We start from the raw sequence: 17,502 nt of genomic DNA on the forward strand, positions 1-17,502 counted from the left end.
AGTTCAAAGGGGGGAAATTCTAGCGGCTTGGCTGGAAGCTGCAAGCACGATGCACATCAAGTGAACACACCTGCAGCCTGTGAAGCCCTAAAGCTGAGGATCCTCGCCGCCACCGTAGAGCTCAGACTGCTTGTACAGCGCATGCATGTGGCGGATAAGCACCATGATCACAGCCGCCACCGGCAGCGCAAGCAATACGCCGGTAAAGCCGAACAGTTCACCGCCCGCCAGAATGGCAAAAATCACGGCCACGGGATGCAGGCCAATGCGATCGCCCACCAGCAGAGGGGTAAGCACCATCCCTTCCAAGGCCTGCCCAATGGCGAACACTGCACCAATGGCGATCAGGTGCCAGCCATCGAGGCCGAACTGGAACAGCCCCGCTGCCATGGCCGCACTGATACCCGTAATGAACCCCATGTAAGGCACGATAGAGGCCAACCCGGCGATCACCCCCACCAACAGGCCCAACTCCAAGCCCGTGAGCATCAAGCCGACTGAGTAGATAACGCCTAGGGCGACCATCACCATCAATTGCCCGCGCACAAAGGCGCCGAGCACTTCATGGCACTCGTGAGCAAGCGCAACGATCCGAGCTTCGCGGTGACGCGGCAGCAGGCCACGGATCTTGGCCATCATCACATCCCAGTCGCGCAGCAGGTAGAACCCTACCACCGGGATTAGCACCAGATTGGCGAGCCAGCCGATCAACGCCAGGCCGGACGCCGTGGCACGTGCCAGCACCAACCCTACGATATCGGTGGTCTGGCCCATGTGCGCCGAAACGGCGTCCTTTATCTTGTCAAACTTCCAGAACCCGTCCGCCAACCCTAGCCGATGCTGAACCCAAGGCAGGGCGGTGTTTTGCAGCCAGTCCAGAAACTGCGGGGTCAGCTCATACAGCCGTACCAACTGCTTGGCCAGCATCGGGATCACCACCACCAGCGCAATCATCACAATCAAGGTAAACAGTACGAATACGATCACCACTGATAGTGTGCGGGACAGCTTGAGCCGCTCCAGCCGGTCCACCAAGGGGTCACCCAGGTAAGCGATCAGCATGCCCACCAGAAACGGTGAAAGAATGGCGTGAAGCTCAAACACAAACGCGCATAGCACTACGGCCATGCCCAACCAGAACCAGTTTTTCTTGTCAGTCATCGTCAGGCCTACCAGTGGAAGCGCAAAGGTTCAGGGCCTGTTGCCGGCGCAGCAGCGGGCGCTTGGCCGCCAGTGACTGGGGAAGCCGGCTCGGGGGATGGGGCCGGGACCGGGGCGGCACCAGTAACTTCCTGCACGTGCGCCAAGGCCAATTGTGCCCTGACCTGCTCGGAGCTTGCACTGACCTGATAAAGCACCTTGTCGCCGGTTACCGAACGCAGACGCCCGCCCAGGCTGTCCAGCACCCTGCCCAGTTCAGCGTAATGATCCAGCGTCATGCCTTGAACCTCCACCGTCAGCTCACCGCTTGCGCCTGGCTTGACCACATAACGCGGGGCCAGCTTCTGCGCCACCGCCAGCATCACGGCATCGGCCAGGGCGCCTTGGTCGGCGGCCTGCACCGTACCCTGCTCGCGCTGGCTACCCAGCCAAAGGCGCCATTTGGCCTGCCATTTATCCCCATCCGCGATGGCATGCACGGCCAGCAAGGCATCGGCGCCATAGCGCTGCGACACCGCCTGCAAAGGTGCAGGGTCGGTGCCTTCAAGGTTTTTGGCCGTGGCAGCCAATTGCTCTTCCAGGTCGGCCATGGGCAGTTTCACCGGTAGGCCGCGATGGCTGGCCGCCTGGCGCAGGGGGGCCGCGCTTGGCTGAGCGTCACCTGCCAGGGTAGCGCCCGTAACGTTATCGGCAAGCCACCACACCAGCAAGGACGGCCGGTTTGCCCCCCAGGCCGGCAGGCCCGCCTGGTGCAGCGCTTTGTCGGTACTCACTGGGTCAAAGTCCACTTGCAGGCGTTGGGGTGTGCCGCCCTGGTAGCCGAACTGGCTGATGATCTGCTGAGGGTTTTTGCGTACGGCAGCCAGGCCAGGGCCGGCATAGGCTTTTGCATCCCCGGTCAGGCGCAGCACCAGCGTCTCCAACGCGCGCTGGGTCGCCTGGTCTCGCTCCTCGGGGGCCTGGCTGGCAACCGGTTCGCTGACCTGATAGAGGTTGGTCACTGTTTCGCCCCAGGCCACCGTGAACGGCAGGCTAAGCAGTGAAGCAAGCATAAAAGGGCGCAGGCGCATGAGCAGGTTTCCAAAGGCAGGGGTACTGAAGTGAATGGGACACACTTTCCCGTAAAACATTCGCCCTGCCAACTGCCATGGAAGGCGGCGAGGCGTGCCCGCCCCGTGTTCTGGCTTGAACGGGACAAGCCTGATAAAATCGCGCGCCTTCGCAGACCCTTGTGGTCGTTTCCTGTATCGCCCCTTTTCAAAGGCCTGGATCATGAGCAAGCAACCCTCCCTGAGCTACAAGGACGCCGGTGTAGACATCGACGCTGGTGAAGCGCTGGTCGAACGCATCAAGGGCGTGGCCAAGCGCACTGCGCGGCCTGAAGTGATGGGCGGCCTGGGTGGCTTCGGTGCACTGTGCGAGATTCCGGCTGGCTACAAGCAGCCCGTGCTGGTGTCTGGCACTGACGGCGTAGGCACCAAGCTTCGCCTGGCGCTGAACCTCAACCAGCATGACAGCATCGGTATCGACCTGGTGGCCATGTGCGTGAACGACCTGGTGGTCTGCGGCGCCGAGCCGCTCTTCTTCCTGGACTACTACGCCACTGGCAAGCTGAACGTAGACGTGGCCGCCACTGTGGTAACTGGCATCGGCGAAGGTTGCACACAGGCAGGCTGCTCCCTTGTAGGCGGTGAAACCGCAGAAATGCCTGGCATGTACGAAGGCGAAGACTACGACCTGGCCGGCTTCTGCGTGGGCGTGGTAGAAAAAGCGGACATCATCGATGGTTCCAAGGTGGCTGCCGGTGACGCACTCATTGCCCTGCCCTCTTCCGGGCCGCACTCCAATGGCTATTCACTGATCCGCAAGATCATCGACGTGTCCGGTGCCGACATCGCTACCGAGCAATTGAACGGCAAGCCACTGGCCAGCCTGTTGATGGCGCCCACGCGCATCTATGTGAAACCCCTGCTCAAGCTGATCGCCGACACGGGTGCGGTGAAGGCCATGGCCCACATCACCGGTGGCGGGCTGCTGGACAACATCCCTCGCGTGTTGCCTGCCGGCGCCCAGGCGGTGATCGACGTGGCCAGCTGGCAGCGCCCCGCCGTCTTCGACTGGCTGCAACAGCAAGGCAATGTGGACGAACACGAAATGCACCGGGTGCTGAACTGCGGTGTAGGCATGGTGATCTGTGTTGGCCAGGCAGATGTTGAGCGCACCCTGGCCGTGCTTGCCGCCGAAGGTGAGCAGCCCTGGGTGATCGGCGAAATCACTCAGGCCGCCGAGGGGGCTGCTCAGGTCGAGCTGAAAAACCTCAAGGCCCACTGATGCCCCGGCCTTGCAACCTGGTGGTCTTGTTGTCCGGCTCGGGCAGCAACCTTCAAGCCATGATCGATAGCTTCACGCAACCGGGTTCGCCTGTCTGCATCCGCGCCGTCATTTCCAACCGGGCTGATGCCTATGGCCTGGAGCGCGCACGAGCAGCCGGTATCGAAACCCGGGTGCTGGTACACACCGGCTTTGATGGCCGCGAAGCATTCGATCAAGCCCTCATGGCCTTGGTCGATGACTTCGAACCGGATGTTGTAGCGCTGGCAGGCTTCATGCGCATCCTCAGCCCGGCCTTCGTGCGCCACTACCATAGCCGCCTGCTCAACATTCACCCTTCCCTGTTGCCACGCTACAAAGGGCTGCATACCCACCAGCGTGCGCTGGAGGCAGGGGACGCCGAGCATGGCTGCAGCGTACACTTTGTGACCGAGGAACTCGATGGGGGCCCCTTGGTCGTACAGGCTGCCGTCGCGGTGGCTAGTGACGACACACCCGACACCCTGGCTCGGCGCGTACATGCCAAGGAACACCAGATCTACCCCTTGGCGGTGCGCTGGTTCGCCGAAGGCAGGCTACGCCTTGGCCCCCATGGTGTAGTGTTTGATGGCAAACCCCTGGCCGCCACTGGCCACTTGATTCGCCCTTAGGAGACCCTATGCGTCGCGCCCTATTGTTCGCCTTGGCTCTGTTCGCGCTTCCCAGCGTACAGGCTGCAGACCTCAAGCCCTTCTCTGCCAGCTACACCGCAGACTGGAAGCAACTGCCTATGAGCGGCACCGCCGAGCGTAGCCTTACAGCCAACCCGGATGGCACCTGGACCCTGGCGTTCAAAGCCTCGATGATGATCGCGAGCCTTAGCGAAATCAGTGTGGTTCGCCTGGACAAAGACACGCTTCTGCCACAGTCGTACACCTTCGAGCGTGGCGGCCTGGGCAAGGCCAAGAAGGTGGACCTGGATTTCGACTGGTCTGCCAAGAAAATTACCGGCACCGACCGGGGTGACCCTGTTACCCTGCCCTTGAATCGCGGTGTGCTGGACAAATCCACCTACCAGCTCGCGTTGCAGCATGACGTGGCGGCTGGCAAGAAGAGCATGAGCTACCAGGTGGTTGATGGTGACGAGGTCGATACCTACGACTTCCGCGTGCTGGGTGAAGAAAAGGTTGCTACCAAGGCGGGCTCCATCGATGCCATCAAGGTAGAGCGTGTACGCGACCCCACCCAGAGCAAACGCGTGACCGTGCTGTGGTTCGCCAAGGCCTGGGACTACCTGCTGGTGCAGTTGCAGCAAATTGAAACTGATGGCAAGGAATACACCATCATGCTTCAAGATGGCACCGTGAATGGCAAGCCTGTTCAAGGCAGCTAAGCCGCCTCAATGTGTGGTCAAACGCCGTTTGGCCACACGATCCCCCTCCCTAAATTTTTCTTCACGCAGCTTCATGAAGTGCGACATTCTGCCGCAGCCCTTGCGGCCCGTGCCTTCCAGCGATTGGCGTGATAAATGAAAAACTCCGTTGCGCCTGCAGCACATTCCTTTGGCCCGCTAACCGTCCTATAAAAGAGGCACGTACTGGTTACGGCAACCCAGAGGAGTGTCAGCATGACTGTAAAAGTAAGCGAACGCGACGATGCCCACATGTCCCATGAAGGCCTCGCCGCCGGGGTGCGCATTTGGGATGTTTATCAGCAGGACCTGCTGGTAGGCATGTTCCATAACGAAAACGATGCTGTGGCTTACCAGCAAGAGTTGCAGGCAGATGAGGCACAGAGGGCAGAAGCGCTGAGGTCTTAAATGGCTCAGCGCTGCTTGCTGTGGAACCGGGCAAAGCCCGAAGGCGTAGCCCGGGAACAGGCCGCTGCAGTGTGGCGGCTACCTTGGTTCGTCCGCTACGCGAACTCCCACAGAGCTCGGCTTAGCGCTGCTTGCTGTGGGACCGGGTGTAGCCGAAGGCGAAGACCGGGAACAGGCCGCTGCAGTGTGGCGGCTACCTTGGTTCGTCCGCTACGCGAACTCCCACAGAGCTCGGCTTAGCGCTGCTTGCTGTGGAACCGGGCAAAGCCCGAAGGCGTAGCCCGGGAACAGGCCGCTGCAGTGTGGCGGCTACCTTGGTTCGTCCGCTACGCGAACTCCCACAGAGCTCGGCTTAGCGCTGCTTGCTGTAGAACCGGGCAAAGCCCGAAGGCGTAGCCCGGGAACAGGCCGCTGCAGTGTGGCGGCTACCTTGGTTCGTCCGCTACGCGAACTCCCACAGAGCTCGGCTTGGCGCTGGCTGCTGTGGGACCGGGTGTAGCCGAAGGCGAAGACCGGGAACAGGCCGCTGCAGTGTGGCGGCTACCTTGGTTCGTCCGCTACGCGAACTCCCACAGAGCTCGGCTTAGCGCTGCTTGCTGTGGGACCGGGTGTAGCCGAAGGCGAAGACCGGGAACAGGCCGCTGCAGTGTGGCGGCTACCTTGGTTCGTCCGCTACGCGAACTCCCACAGAGCTCGTCTTAGCGCTGCTTGCTGTGGGACCGGGTGTAGCCGAAGGCGAAGACCGGGAACCAGCCGCCGAAGCCTGCTCGGCCTGTTACCACATCAAGTCATCAGGAATCTTGTAGGCGGCGTAAGGATCTTCGCCTTCAGGTTCCTCGGTGGGCACGCTGAGCAGTACAATGCGGCGTGGCTCGCGCTCCTGCACCTTGAGCGCAGCTTCACGCGGAATCACCTCATACCCTCCCCCATGATGGACAATGGCCAGGCTGCCATTGGACAACTTGCTGCGCATCAGGCTATTGACCGAGATGCGCTTGACCTTCTTGTCGTCCGCAAAGTTGTAGTAGTCCTCAGTGGTCAGCTTGGGGAGCCGCGTGGCTTCGATAAGCTGCTTCACCTGTGCCGAGCGCGCCTTGGCTTCTGCCTTTTCCTGCTGCTGACGGTTCAGCTCCTGGTCCTTGCGCTGCTTCTCTGCTGCTGCCTCACGGGCCTGGCGCTGCTGTGTATCGTCAGCCTCTGCCTGGCCTTTCTTGACCAGGCGCTGCTGCTTCTGCTGGTCCTTGGTGACCTGCTTCACTTGTTTCTGATTGACCAAGCCTGCTTTGAGCAGCTGGTCACGAAGGGAAAGGCTCATGTGTTCACTCACTCTTGCTCAGCCGCAACCAAGCGGTTTTCGTTCCTGACGTTTCGCTTCGCCCCAAAGCGCATCGAGCGCCTCAAGGTCGCAATCTTCAATGACTTTCCCCTGTGCGCGCAACTCTGCTTCGATAAACCTGAACCGCCGTTCGAACTTGGCATTGGCCGCCCGCAGGGATTGCTCTGGGTCCAGCTTAAGCTTGCGTGCAAGGTTAGCCACCGTAAACAGCAGGTCGCCCACTTCCTCGGCCAAGGCCACGTTGTCAGTCCCGGCCATGGCTTCGAGCACCTCGTCCAGCTCCTCACGTACCTTGTCCACTACAGGCAGCGCCGAAGGCCAGTCGAACCCGACGGTGCCGGCACGCTTCTGCAACTTCACGGCACGGCTCAACGCGGGAAGCGTTCCGGGCACATCGTCAAGCAACGACAACTGCTCAGGCACAGAGGCTTTTTCGGCACGCTCCTGGGCCTTGATGGCTTCCCAGCGATGCTTGACCTGCGCTTCGCTCAAACGAGGCGCGTCCAAAGGCGCATACAGTTGCGCGGTGGGAAACACATGGGGGTGGCGCCGGACCAGTTTGCGTGTAATGCCATCCACTACATCGGCAAACACAAAGCGCCCCTCCTCCTTGGCCAACTGGGCGTAATACACGACCTGGAACAGCAGGTCCCCCAGTTCGCCCGGCAAGCTATCGAAGTCTGCACGCTCGATGGCATCGGCTACTTCATAGGCCTCCTCCAGGGTGTAAGGCACTACGGAAGCATAGGTTTGCCTGAGGTCCCAAGGGCAACCGTGCTGCGGGTCACGCAGCCGGGCCATCAGGTACAGCAGGTCCTCCAGGGTATAGCGAGCGACAGGCTGGCTCATGGTGTACGGTTACGCCGGGTTTCGATGATGTTGGGCAACTGGGAAATGCGCCCCAACAAACGACCCAGCGCATCCAGGCCTGGAATTTCGATAGTCAGCGACATTTGCGCCGTGTTGTCTTCCTTGTTCGACCGCGTATTGACGGCCAGCACGTTGATACGCTCGTTTAGCAGTACCTGGGACACATCCCTGAGCAAGCCAGACCGGTCATAGGCGCGGATGATGATGTCCACCGGGTAGGTAAGGACCGGAATCGGCCCCCAGCTGACCTGAATGATACGCTCAGGCTCCTTGGCGCCCAGTTGCAGGACCGAGGCGCAGTCCTGGCGGTGGATGCTCACGCCCCGGCCCTGGGTGATATAGCCCACGATGGCATCGCCCGGCAACGGCTGGCAGCAGCCCGCCATTTGCGTAAGCAGGTTACCCACGCCTTGGATCTGGATATCGCCACGTTTGCCGGGTTTGTTGCCTGTGGGCTTGCGGGTGATGAAGTCGAAGACTTCGGTATGGCCACGCTCAGGCTCTGCCAGCTGCTGTGCAGCGTTTACCAGGGGTGCAAGGCGCAGGTCGCCAGCCCCCAGCGAGGCGAACATGTCTTCGGCAGTTTTGACGTTGGTTTTTTCGGCCAACCGCTCGAAATCCACCTGCGGCAAGCCCAGCCGTGTGAGCTCTCGTTCCAGCAGTGTGCGGCCGGCGGCCACGTTCTGGTCCCGCGCCTGAAGCTTGAACCAGTGCACGATTTTCGCCCGTGCACGGGACGTGGTCACATAGCCCAGGTTGGAGTTCAGCCAATCCCGGCTGGGGTTGCCGTGCTTGCTGGTGATGATCTCCACCTGCTCGCCGGTTTGCAGGCTGTAGTTCAACGGCACAATACGGCCGTTGATTTTGGCACCACGGCAGTTATGGCCGATTTCGGTATGGACGCGGTAGGCGAAGTCCAGCGGCGTGGCGCCTTTGGGCAAGTCGATGGCGTGGCCGTCTGGGGTGAACACGTAGACCCGGTCCGGCTCGATATCAACCCGCAGTTGCTCTGCCAGACCGCCGATGTCTCCCAGCTCTTCGTGCCATTCCAGCACCTGCCTCAGCCAGGAAATCTTTTCCTCGTAATGATTGGAGCTTGGCTTGACGTCCGTGCCCTTGTACCGCCAGTGCGCGCACACGCCCAGCTCTGCTTCTTCGTGCATGGCGTGGGTACGGATCTGGACCTCAAGCACCTTCCCCTCTGGGCCGATCACGGCCGTGTGCAACGAGCGGTAGCCGTTTTCCTTGGGGTTGGCGATATAGTCGTCGAACTCTTTGGGAATGTGCCGCCATAAGGTGTGGACGATACCCAGCGCGGTGTAGCAGTCGCGCACCTCCGGCACGAGCACGCGCACTGCGCGCACGTCGTAGATCTGGCTGAACTGCAGCCCTTTGCGCTGCATTTTCCGCCAGATGGAATAGATATGCTTGGCTCGCCCACTGATGTCAGCCTTGACGCCGGTGTCTGCCAATTCCTGGTGCAGCTGGCTCATCACGTCCGAAATGAAACGTTCGCGGTCCAGCCGGCGCTCATGCAACAGCTTGGCAATCTGTTTGTACTGGTCGGGCTCCAGGTAGCGGAAGGAAATGTCCTCCAGCTCCCATTTGATATGGCCGATACCCAGGCGGTGGGCCAGCGGTGCATAGATATCGAACACTTCCCGGGCCACGCGTTGGCGTTTTTCCTCCGTAGCGTTTTTCACGGCCCGTATGGCGCAGGTGCGTTCGGCCAGCTTGATGAGGGCTACTCGCACGTCGTCGACCATGGCCACCAGCATTTTACGCAGGTTTTCCACCTGCACCTGGCTGCCTAGCACCAGTGACTGGCGCGGCGTGAGGCTGGCACTGATGGCCGCCATGCGCAGCACCCCGTCGATCAGCTTGGCTACCACCGGGCCGAAGCGTTGGGCCACGTCCGCCAGTGCTACCTTGCCTTCTCGAACGGCCCGGTAGATGACCGCTGCTACCAGGGAATCCTGGTCCAGCTTGAGGTCTGCGAGAATTTCGGCAATTTCCAGCCCTGCCTGGAAACTGGACGTACCGTCTGCCCACGAATGCTTGGCTGTTTTCTCGGGCACGTCCAGATCGCGGGCGAACTGGCACGCCTGCTTCAACGCTTCCCGGTCCAGCGCCAGGTCGACGCTGACGATGTGATCGAGCCACGCATCGAGGTTGATGCTGCCGTCGTTGTTAACCGGCTGCTGTGCTCTCACCTGTACCATGCTGCTTACCTTCCCTAGGGCACACGCCACGCGTGCCCGTATTCACTGGCCGCAGCCTTCGCAGGGCGAAGGCCACCAGTCATATAGCCTGGCCATCCTGGGCCTTTTCAAATAACGCCATCGCCTCGACATGGGAGGTTTGCGGAAACATGTCGAGCACGCCAGCACGTGTCAATCGGTAACCTTGCTTGTGCAGTTCGAGCGTATCGCGTGCCAGCGTCGCTGGGTTGCACGATACATAGATAATGCGACGAGCACCCAGCGAGGATATATGGCGAACTGTTTCAAACGCGCCATCGCGAGGCGGATCCAATAATACCGCAGAAAAACCCTTCTCTGCCCAACTGGCCGCCTGCATCGGCTCAGACAGGTCCGCCTGGTGAAAGGTCGCATTGCCCTGCCCATTGCGCCGGGCATTGCCTGCTGCGCGCTCAACCATGCCTGCAACGCCTTCTACCCCGACCACTGCCCCTGCCTTGCGAGCAAGGGGCAACGAGAAGTTGCCCAAGCCACAGAACAGGTCCAGCACCCTATCGTCGGGCTGTGGCGCGAGCCAGGCTAGCGCCTGAGCCACCATGGCGTCGTTGACGGCTTCATTGACCTGAACGAAATCCCCAGGCCGGTAGGCCAGGTGCAGCTGCCAGGCTGACAAGGTATACCCCAGCTCGGCGTCGGAGGTATCTGCCATAGGCGCGCCTGCACCCTGCCACCACAGCTGGGCATCGTGCTGCTTGCAGAAGGCACGCAGGTGGGCCTGGTCCGCATCGCCCAGAGGCGCAGTATGGCGAACCAGAACAGCGGAGGCAGTACCGTGGAACAATTCAACGTGGCCAATGGCTTGCGGGGTATTCAATGCGCGGAGGGCTCCAGGTAACGCCTGGAAAATCTGCTGCAAAGGTTGTACCAGCACCATGCACTGCCCGATGGCCACGATCTGTTGGCTAGCCGCTGCGCGAAAGCCTACGTCCAGCCGCTGCTGTTTAGGGTCCCAGCGCACCGCTACGCGTGCTCGTCGGCGATAGCCAAATTCCGGGCTTACCAGTGGCGGCGCCCAAGCCTCTGGGGCGACGCCCGCTACTTTTATCAATTGCTCGGCCAATTGCCGATGCTTGAGGGCCAACTGATCCTCATGGCTGAGGTGCTGTACCGTACACCCGCCACAGCGCTCCACATACGGGCATGGGGGTTCGCGGCGCTGGGCCGAGGCAACGATCACCCGTTCGGTGCGTGCTTCCACCACCTTGCCGTGGGCAGCAAGCACGCGCACATCTACCTGCTCGCCCGCCAAGGCGCCTTGTACAAACCAAGTACGCCCCTCATTGAAGGCGATCCCGCAGCCATCGGCGGCAAGGCGTTCGATACTCAGGCGCTGCTTCTTGCCCGCGGGCATGACCGGTTTACGTTGCCCGCCACTGGGCTGAAAGCGCAGCCCACCGTCCTTGCGGGCCATCAGTTGGGCGCATCGAACAGGCCGCTGGACAGGTAGCGGTCGCCGCGGTCGCAAACGATGGCCACGATCACCGCATGCTCCAGCTCCTGGCTCAAGCGCAACATCGCTGCCACTGCACCACCGGAAGACACGCCACAGAAAATGCCCTCTTCCCGCGCAAGCCGGCGCATGGTGTCTTCGGCTTCGGCCTGGGCCATATCGATGATGCGGTCTACGCGCTCGGCCTGGTAGATCCTGGGCAAGTACTCTTCCGGCCAGCGGCGGATACCGGGGATAGCTGCGCCTTCCATGGGCTGAAGGCCGATGATTTGCACCGCCGGGTTCTGTTCCTTGAGGTAACGCGAGGTGCCCATGATGGTACCGGTCGTACCCATGGAGCTGACGAAATGGGTGATGCTGCCGCTGGTCTGCTGCCATAGCTCAGGGCCGGTACTATGGTAATGCGCCTCCGGGTTATCGGTATTGGCGAACTGGTCCAGCAGCTTGCCCCGACCTTCGGCCTGCATGCGCTCGGCCAGGTCTCGGGCGCCTTCCATCCCTTCTTCACGGGTAACCAGTATCAGTTCCGCACCGTAGGCTGCCATGGCCGCCTTACGTTCAGCCGTAGAGTTGTCCGGCATGATCAGGATCAGCCGGTAGCCCCTGATGGCCGCCACCATGGCCAAGGCAATGCCCGTATTGCCGGACGTGGCCTCGATCAGCACGTCGCCGGGCACGATTTGCCCGCGAAGCTCGGCACGGGTGATCATCGACAGCGCCGCACGGTCCTTGACCGACCCGGCAGGGTTATTGCCCTCAAGCTTTACCAACAAGGTATTAGTGGTCGCCCCGCCCAGGCGCTGCAGGCGAACCAGCGGGGTGTTGCCGACGCAATCGGCGATGGTGGGGTAATGCACGCTCATGGGCTTTTTCGTCATCCGGACAGCGGGGGGCGCTATGATACGCGCATTCAGCGCCAGCCCATATCACGCAAATGCAGGTGCTTATTCCTCAATAGCATAAAGCCGCTTGGGTACAGCGGCCCTACCTGGATAATCAGCCCGCGAAACGCTGCAGGGCTTCGATGTGCGCGGCTCTGGCTGTTTCTGCCAACGTGGCTCGCAGCTGCAAGCGGTCACCCGGAGACGCCTGGGCCAACCGTGCACACGCCAAAGGTGTCAGGGCACCTAGCCGGGGATAGCCGCCAATGGTCTGCCGGTCATTGCCCAGCACAATCGGCTGGCCGTCCGGTGGTACCTGAATGCCGCCTAGAGGTATGCCTTCGGACACCAACCCCGGCCCTCTGTACCGCAATGGTGGCCCTAGCAAGCGAACACCCATGCGGTCAGCGCGGCTGTCGACCGTCCATTCACTGTTGAACGCATCGAACAGGCTCTGGCCTGAAAAATCCGCCGCCTGGGCACCCAACACCACCTCCAGAGGCTGGCGCAGAGTAAGGTCGGGGATACGTGCCACGGCTATCTCCCGGCCGCAGCCGCCTGGCCCTGCGCAGGTCAGGCTGTCCCCGGCAGCCAGCGCCCTCCCGGTGCCTTGCAGCCCACCCAAGCCGTCTCTGGCGACTGTAGACAGGCTGCCGAGCGCTGCCATGCCGCTGAAGCCACCTGGCGCTGCAAGGTAGGCACGCACCCCTTGAACCGGTGCCGTGAACACCAAGCGCTGCCCTGCCCGCAGGTTAAAACTACGCCATGGGAGAAGGGCCGCCCCGTCTAGCGCGGCCTGCAGGTCTGCGCCGGCCAGGGCCAGGCAGGTGTCCTGCTGGGCCACCACCTCGAACCCACCCAAGGTGATCTCGATAACTGCTGCGCCTACGGCATTCCCCAGCAGCCAGTTGGCCCAACCCATGGAGAGCCAGTCGGCGGCGCCGCCTTGAGTGATCCCCAGGTGCCGTACACCGAAGCGACCGGTGTCCTGCAATTGGCACAAAGCGTGGCTTTTTTCAACGCTCAACAGGCTCATGCGGCCTCTCCCAAGGGCGTGGTATCTCCCCCCATCTCTATAAAACGGTGGCGCGTGATGGCTTCGAACTGGACGCTGTCGCCGGGCTGGAACAGGCTCACCCCTTCGCAGAACAGTGCCACCGGCGTACGCCCCAGGATATTCCAGCCACCTGGCGAAGTGCTGGGGTAGATTGCGGTTTGCCGCTCGCCGATGCCCACGCTGCCAGCGGCCACCCGTTGCCTTGGGGTGATGAGCCGAGGCGCTGCCAGCGCCGGCTCTACCAACCCCATGAAGGCAAAGCCAGGCGTGAAGCCCAATGCAAATACACGGTAAGGCTTGGCACAGTGGCGGCGGACCACCTCCTCCACTGCCAGGCCGCTGAGGTCGGCCAGGCGCGACAGGTCGGGCCCTACCGAAGGGTCGTACCATACCGGCACGCGGTGTTCCCGCCCGCCCGCCAGCTCGGCAGGCATGAGCCCTTGCAGGGCAGTCATCACGTGTTGCCGTGCTGCCTCAGGCGTCATCGCCAGGATGTCGTACTGCACCATAACCGTGGTGTAAGACGGCACTACCTCCACCAGTGCCTCACCGAACGTGTGCCGCAGCCGCTCGGCCAAGGCTAGCAGCCACCCCACGTTGCCCTCGTCGATATGGGTGAACAGGCGCACCATCAAGGCGTCCAGCGCCACCGTTTCGAGGCTGCCGTGCTGCCCCTGGCCAAAGGCGAAGCGCTGGCCACTCATGCCCGCTGTGCTCGCAACGCTTCCCGGATGCGCCGCACCGCCGCCACAGAGGCCGGGTTATCGCCGTGCACGCACAGGGTGTCGGTATGCAGCTGCAGTGTGCTGCCATCCCGAGCTGTCAGTGGTTCGCCCCGTGCCAGGGCCAGGGCCTGGGCTACGATGGTATCGGCCTGCTCATGCACCGCCCCAGGCAGGCGCCGGGACACCAGTTGGCCAGTGCCTTCATAGGCCCGGTCAGCAAAGCTTTCGAACCACAGCGTTACCCCTTGTTCGCTGGCGAGCGCCTGCTGGGCGCTATTGTCGGCAGTGGCCAGCAGTACCAGCGGGACCTTGTAGGCTGCCACCGCCTTCAACACCGAGGCCAGTAGCGTGGGGTTGACCATCATGTCGTTGTACAACGCGCCGTGAGGTTTCACGTACTCCACACGGGTGCCATGCAGGGCACAGAACGCTTGCAGGGCACCGATCTGGTAATGCAGCAGGCTTTCGATTTCCTCACCGGAACAGGCCATGGAACGGCGGCCAAAGCCAACCAGGTCCGGGTAGGCCGGGTGGGCACCGATGCGTACGCCATGCCGGGCGGCCAGCGCCACGGTGCGCCCCATGGTCACCGGGTCGCCCGCGTGATACCCGCAGGCGATGTTGGCGCAGTCGATCAGCGGCATCACCTCCTCGTCCAGCCCCATGTGCCACGCACCATAGCTTTCGCCGATATCACAGTTCAGAAGCATCACCGGTGACTCCAGTTCAAGGAATACTGCACGGTAGAAGGCCGGGTTCCTCGGGGTCAACCCAGAAAAACCAGGCCGGGGGTGATAACAATCGTTTAAGTGGACTGCGCGGGGGGCTCGGCGATGAGCCGTTGCGCCAGTAGCACCACCTGTTCGGACAGCGCCATGCCAGGCCCGGTGCGCCAGGAGGCCACGATGTCCATGGCAGGGGGCGACTCGATGCCGTCAAGGGCGCGCAGGGTCCCTGCTTGCAGTTCCGCTGCCACCAGGGGCAGCGGCAGCAGGCCAATACCGAAGCCGTCGCGCACTAGCCGGATAATGGCCGAGGCGGAGTTCACGCAGTTGACCCGCGGCGCCGCCAGGTCGGCGCCGTGCAACAGGTTAAGCACGTCCTGGTGGGGCCGGGAATTACGGGAAAACGTCACAATGCGCTCGCAGGCCAACTCATGCAGTGCGGTGTAGGGCCGGTTTTGCCCCGAATCGCAGGCCACCACCCACTTCATGTCATAGCGGTCCAGTAGCGCATTGCGCACGGTGTCAGCGCGCACCATGTCGGTCTGGAAAATGATGTCCTGATAGCCTTTTTCCAACTGTTCGCACAGGTTACGCGCAGTGTCAGCCGTGATCTCCACCTCTACATTGGGCCAGGCGGCGTTGATGCGCGCCACCAACGGGCTGAGCCAGGTATGGATCACGGTGTCCATGGCTCCGATGCGCAGGTGCCCGCGCCCCAGGCCAGGGTCTTTGAGCGCGGCCTTGAGCGCATGGAGCGTATCCACCATACGTTCGGCGTAGTCCAGCACCCGCTGGCCTTCGGGGGTCAAGGTCACGCCCCGGGGGTCACGCACGAACAGGCGGCTGTCCAGCTCTTCCTCCAGCGCGGCGATTCGGCTGGAGATGGAGGCTTGGGTGGTGCACAGCTTTTCAGCCGTCAGGCGAAAGCTCTTGAGGCGCGCTACCCATACGAAGGTTTCAAGAAATCGGATGTTCATGCAGGCGGGGCCCTCCAGGTGCGAGCGAGTATTTACGGAAAAGCCCGGGCGAGGCGATCAAGAAAAAGCTATCAGGGGGCACCGGATTTTATCGCTGGACGCCAGTCGCGGCGCCTTCCAACAATCGAGCCATAACAACAGTGTGTGCAACAACAATAAAAACCTGAAGCCTCTGCCGCCACTTAAAGGCACCCTACATGAACGAAACCCTCAACCTCTGGCCGCTGGCGGGCGTTGCTGTCATCGTCCTCGGCTTCATCCTGCGGTTCAACCCGATGCTGGTCGTAGCCATAGCTGCGGTAATCACCGGCCTGGCCGCGCATTTTCCGCTGGAACACTTGCTGGCAACGATTGGTACCGGCTTCATCAAGACGCGAACGCTACCTTTGATCATTCTGTTGCCCCTGGCTGTGATCGGGTTGTTGGAACGCCACGGCCTGCGCCGCCATGCACAGCACTGGATCGGCCGCTTCCGGCAGGCGACGGCAGGGCGCCTGTTGATTGGCTACCTGTTCGTACGTGAAATCACTGCGGCCTTGGGGCTCACCAGCCTGGGCGGGCACCCGCAGATGGTGCGGCCGTTGCTGGCCCCCATGGCCGAAGGCGCCGCTACCCGCCGCCATGGCCCCTTGCCTGCAGCGGTGCGGCACCGCCTGCTCGCCTTCTGCGCGGCGACCGACAACATCGGCCTGTTCTTTGGGGAAGATATATTCGTGGCATTCGGTGCCATTGCCCTGATGCATACCTTCCTGCTGGGCGTGGGTATCGACGTGGACCCGCTGCACATCGCGGTGTGGGGTATTCCTACAGCCCTGAGCGTATTTGTGATTCATGGCCTGCGGCTGTACCGGCTCGACCATTATCTGGCACGGCATACCCCCGCCACGCCTGCGCCTGAGGTTGAACGCCCATGATCCTGTCCCTTCAATACCTGTACTGGCTGGCTGGGGTGATCCTGGCGATTACCTGCGTGATGACGCTGACTGACAGCGCCCACCCCCGGCGCTGGCGCAGCGGTCTGTTCTGGGGGCTGTTCGCAGTCGCCTTTCTGGTAGGTGAGCGCTTGCCGCCGGTGGCGGTTGGGGTCGGGGTGCTGGTGATGGCAGTGTTGGCCGGATGCGGCGGCGTGGCGGTAGGCAGCTACACACCGCTGGCCGACAAGGCCCAGCAGGCCGTTGCTTCACGCCTGGGGAACCGGCTATTCATTCCCGCGCTGGCCATTCCCATCCTCACGGTGGCCCTGGCGCTGGGATTGAAAAACATCAAAGTGGGCGACCTTTTTCTGCTGGACCCCGCCAACGCCACCTTTGTAGCGCTGGGCATTGCCAGCCTGATTGCCCTCGCCCTCGCCTGCTGGCTGACCCAGGACACGCCGGTGCAGGCCCTGCGCGAATCCAGGCGCCTTACCGAAGCGCTGGGCTGGGCCTTGGTACTGCCTCAGATGCTGGCCATGTTGGGCTTGATGTTCACAGACGCGGGCGTGGGCAAAGCGGTGGCCTACATGGCCAGTACCTACATCAACATGGATTACCGGCTGGTGGCGGTGCTGGTCTACGTGCTGGGTATGGCGCTGTTTACCATGGTCATGGGCAATGGCTTTGCGGCTTTCCCAGTAATGACGGGGGGTGTGGGCGTTCCGATCCTGATAGGGGTATACGACGCCAACCCGGCAGTGGTTGCCGCCATCGGCATGTTCTCAGGCTACTGCGGCACCTTGATGACGCCCATGGCGGCCAACTACAACCTAGTGCCGGCTGCACTGCTGGAACTGCCAGATCGCTATGCCGTGATCCGGGCGCAAGTGCCTACGGCAGTGGCGATGCTGGTGGTCAATAGTCTGCTGCTGTATGGGCTGATGTAAGGCCGCTCACCGCCTACCTGGGCATTCCACCGGTTGTACCCTTCACGGCAGGTGCACCACCGCCCTCGG

At 62.1% G+C, this 17,502-nt stretch carries 17 protein-coding genes; 6 read left to right on the forward strand and 11 right to left on the reverse strand.

The features are described 5' to 3' along the window. Positions 1 to 87: 87 nt before the first annotated feature. Together ACSAMW_RS06160 and ACSAMW_RS06165 are read right to left on the reverse strand one after the other, a co-directional pair. Complete coding sequence (locus tag ACSAMW_RS06160; protein ID WP_500593159.1) at positions 88 to 1,161, reverse strand: AI-2E family transporter; 1,074 nt, start codon at positions 1,159 to 1,161, stop codon at positions 88 to 90. A gap of 8 nt (positions 1,162 to 1,169) precedes the next feature. Further along, positions 1,170 to 2,231 (reverse strand): DUF2066 domain-containing protein, encoded by a 1,062-nt coding sequence (locus tag ACSAMW_RS06165; RefSeq protein ID WP_500593160.1) that lies wholly within the window; start codon positions 2,229 to 2,231, stop codon positions 1,170 to 1,172. 202 nt (positions 2,232 to 2,433) lie between these two features. Between ACSAMW_RS06165 and purM the strand changes: the two genes are divergently transcribed. From purM to ACSAMW_RS06185, 4 genes are all read left to right on the forward strand, one after another. Next, positions 2,434 to 3,492: a phosphoribosylformylglycinamidine cyclo-ligase gene (gene purM / locus ACSAMW_RS06170; RefSeq protein WP_500593161.1), complete on the forward strand. Its 1,059-nt coding sequence runs from the start codon at positions 2,434 to 2,436 to the stop codon at positions 3,490 to 3,492. Further along, positions 3,492 to 4,142 (forward strand): phosphoribosylglycinamide formyltransferase, encoded by a 651-nt coding sequence (purN, locus tag ACSAMW_RS06175; RefSeq protein WP_500593162.1) that lies wholly within the window; start codon positions 3,492 to 3,494, stop codon positions 4,140 to 4,142. Before purM ends, purN begins: the two co-directional genes overlap by 1 nt. 8 nt (positions 4,143 to 4,150) lie before the next feature. Next, entirely contained in the window at positions 4,151 to 4,864 is a 714-nt protein-coding gene (locus tag ACSAMW_RS06180) for a DUF3108 domain-containing protein (RefSeq protein ID WP_168083619.1), read from the forward strand. A gap of 234 nt (positions 4,865 to 5,098) precedes the next feature. Then, positions 5,099 to 5,290: a hypothetical protein gene (locus ACSAMW_RS06185; protein ID WP_500593163.1), complete on the forward strand. Its 192-nt coding sequence runs from the start codon at positions 5,099 to 5,101 to the stop codon at positions 5,288 to 5,290. Positions 5,291 to 6,065: 775 nt separating this feature from the next. Here ACSAMW_RS06185 and ACSAMW_RS06190 read toward each other — a convergent pair. From ACSAMW_RS06190 to ACSAMW_RS06230, 9 genes are all read right to left on the reverse strand, one after another. Beyond that, the gene (locus ACSAMW_RS06190) at positions 6,066 to 6,605 is read right to left on the reverse strand and encodes a DUF2058 domain-containing protein (RefSeq protein ID WP_500593164.1); all 540 of its coding nucleotides are present in this window, start codon (positions 6,603 to 6,605) and stop codon (positions 6,066 to 6,068) included. Positions 6,606 to 6,623: 18 nt separating this feature from the next. Next, positions 6,624 to 7,475, reverse strand: a complete 852-nt coding sequence (gene mazG / locus ACSAMW_RS06195) for a nucleoside triphosphate pyrophosphohydrolase (protein ID WP_500593165.1) — start codon at positions 7,473 to 7,475, stop codon at positions 6,624 to 6,626. Then, positions 7,472 to 9,718, reverse strand: coding sequence for a GTP diphosphokinase (gene relA, locus ACSAMW_RS06200; RefSeq protein WP_500593166.1), 2,247 nt, complete (start codon positions 9,716 to 9,718; stop codon positions 7,472 to 7,474). The genes mazG and relA overlap by 4 nt, the downstream gene beginning before the upstream one ends. A gap of 79 nt (positions 9,719 to 9,797) precedes the next feature. Next, the gene (rlmD, locus tag ACSAMW_RS06205; protein WP_500593167.1) at positions 9,798 to 11,168 is read right to left on the reverse strand and encodes a 23S rRNA (uracil(1939)-C(5))-methyltransferase RlmD; all 1,371 of its coding nucleotides are present in this window, start codon (positions 11,166 to 11,168) and stop codon (positions 9,798 to 9,800) included. Continuing rightward, complete coding sequence (gene cysM, locus ACSAMW_RS06210; protein WP_500593168.1) at positions 11,168 to 12,070, reverse strand: cysteine synthase CysM; 903 nt, start codon at positions 12,068 to 12,070, stop codon at positions 11,168 to 11,170. Before cysM ends, rlmD begins: the two co-directional genes overlap by 1 nt. Positions 12,071 to 12,203: 133 nt before the next feature. After that, positions 12,204 to 13,124 (reverse strand): 5-oxoprolinase subunit C family protein, encoded by a 921-nt coding sequence (locus ACSAMW_RS06215; RefSeq protein ID WP_500593169.1) that lies wholly within the window; start codon positions 13,122 to 13,124, stop codon positions 12,204 to 12,206. Further along, complete coding sequence (locus tag ACSAMW_RS06220) at positions 13,121 to 13,849, reverse strand: 5-oxoprolinase subunit B family protein (RefSeq protein WP_500593170.1); 729 nt, start codon at positions 13,847 to 13,849, stop codon at positions 13,121 to 13,123. The genes ACSAMW_RS06215 and ACSAMW_RS06220 overlap by 4 nt, the downstream gene beginning before the upstream one ends. Further along, positions 13,846 to 14,580 carry a 5-oxoprolinase subunit PxpA gene (locus ACSAMW_RS06225; protein WP_168083610.1) on the reverse strand — a complete coding sequence of 245 codons (735 nt, stop codon included), beginning with the start codon at positions 14,578 to 14,580 and terminating at the stop codon, positions 13,846 to 13,848. The genes ACSAMW_RS06220 and ACSAMW_RS06225 overlap by 4 nt, the downstream gene beginning before the upstream one ends. Before the next feature lie 95 nt (positions 14,581 to 14,675). After that, on the reverse strand, positions 14,676 to 15,572 hold the full coding sequence (locus tag ACSAMW_RS06230; protein WP_500593171.1) for a LysR family transcriptional regulator: 897 nt from the start codon (positions 15,570 to 15,572) through the stop codon (positions 14,676 to 14,678). Positions 15,573 to 15,769: 197 nt separating this feature from the next. Between ACSAMW_RS06230 and ACSAMW_RS06235 the strand changes: the two genes are divergently transcribed. Together ACSAMW_RS06235 and ACSAMW_RS06240 are read left to right on the forward strand one after the other, a co-directional pair. Then, positions 15,770 to 16,486, forward strand: coding sequence for a DUF969 domain-containing protein (locus ACSAMW_RS06235; protein ID WP_500593172.1), 717 nt, complete (start codon positions 15,770 to 15,772; stop codon positions 16,484 to 16,486). Next, entirely contained in the window at positions 16,483 to 17,433 is a 951-nt protein-coding gene (locus ACSAMW_RS06240; RefSeq protein ID WP_500593173.1) for a DUF979 domain-containing protein, read from the forward strand. The genes ACSAMW_RS06235 and ACSAMW_RS06240 overlap by 4 nt, the downstream gene beginning before the upstream one ends. Positions 17,434 to 17,502 lie beyond the last annotated feature (69 nt).

The sequence above is a fragment of the Pseudomonas sp. AB39(2026) genome (genome assembly GCF_059831485.1).

Coding starts and splice junctions, on each gene's coding strand:
- ACSAMW_RS06240 (WP_500593173.1), top strand. CDS start 16,483: ATGATCCTGTCCCTTCAATACCTGTACTGGCTGGCTGGGGTGATCCTG.
- ACSAMW_RS06225 (WP_168083610.1), bottom strand. CDS start 14,580: ATGCTTCTGAACTGTGATATCGGCGAAAGCTATGGTGCGTGGCACATG.
- ACSAMW_RS06190 (WP_500593164.1), bottom strand. CDS start 6,605: ATGAGCCTTTCCCTTCGTGACCAGCTGCTCAAAGCAGGCTTGGTCAAT.
- ACSAMW_RS06215 (WP_500593169.1), bottom strand. CDS start 13,124: ATGAGCCTGTTGAGCGTTGAAAAAAGCCACGCTTTGTGCCAATTGCAG.
- ACSAMW_RS06220 (WP_500593170.1), bottom strand. CDS start 13,849: ATGAGTGGCCAGCGCTTCGCCTTTGGCCAGGGGCAGCACGGCAGCCTC.
- ACSAMW_RS06185 (WP_500593163.1), top strand. CDS start 5,099: ATGACTGTAAAAGTAAGCGAACGCGACGATGCCCACATGTCCCATGAA.
- mazG (WP_500593165.1), bottom strand. CDS start 7,475: ATGAGCCAGCCTGTCGCTCGCTATACCCTGGAGGACCTGCTGTACCTG.
- ACSAMW_RS06160 (WP_500593159.1), bottom strand. CDS start 1,161: ATGACTGACAAGAAAAACTGGTTCTGGTTGGGCATGGCCGTAGTGCTA.
- ACSAMW_RS06165 (WP_500593160.1), bottom strand. CDS start 2,231: ATGCGCCTGCGCCCTTTTATGCTTGCTTCACTGCTTAGCCTGCCGTTC.
- ACSAMW_RS06230 (WP_500593171.1), bottom strand. CDS start 15,572: ATGAACATCCGATTTCTTGAAACCTTCGTATGGGTAGCGCGCCTCAAG.
- purN (WP_500593162.1), top strand. CDS start 3,492: ATGCCCCGGCCTTGCAACCTGGTGGTCTTGTTGTCCGGCTCGGGCAGC.
- relA (WP_500593166.1), bottom strand. CDS start 9,718: ATGGTACAGGTGAGAGCACAGCAGCCGGTTAACAACGACGGCAGCATC.
- purM (WP_500593161.1), top strand. CDS start 2,434: ATGAGCAAGCAACCCTCCCTGAGCTACAAGGACGCCGGTGTAGACATC.
- ACSAMW_RS06180 (WP_168083619.1), top strand. CDS start 4,151: ATGCGTCGCGCCCTATTGTTCGCCTTGGCTCTGTTCGCGCTTCCCAGC.
- rlmD (WP_500593167.1), bottom strand. CDS start 11,168: ATGGCCCGCAAGGACGGTGGGCTGCGCTTTCAGCCCAGTGGCGGGCAA.
- ACSAMW_RS06235 (WP_500593172.1), top strand. CDS start 15,770: ATGAACGAAACCCTCAACCTCTGGCCGCTGGCGGGCGTTGCTGTCATC.
- cysM (WP_500593168.1), bottom strand. CDS start 12,070: ATGAGCGTGCATTACCCCACCATCGCCGATTGCGTCGGCAACACCCCG.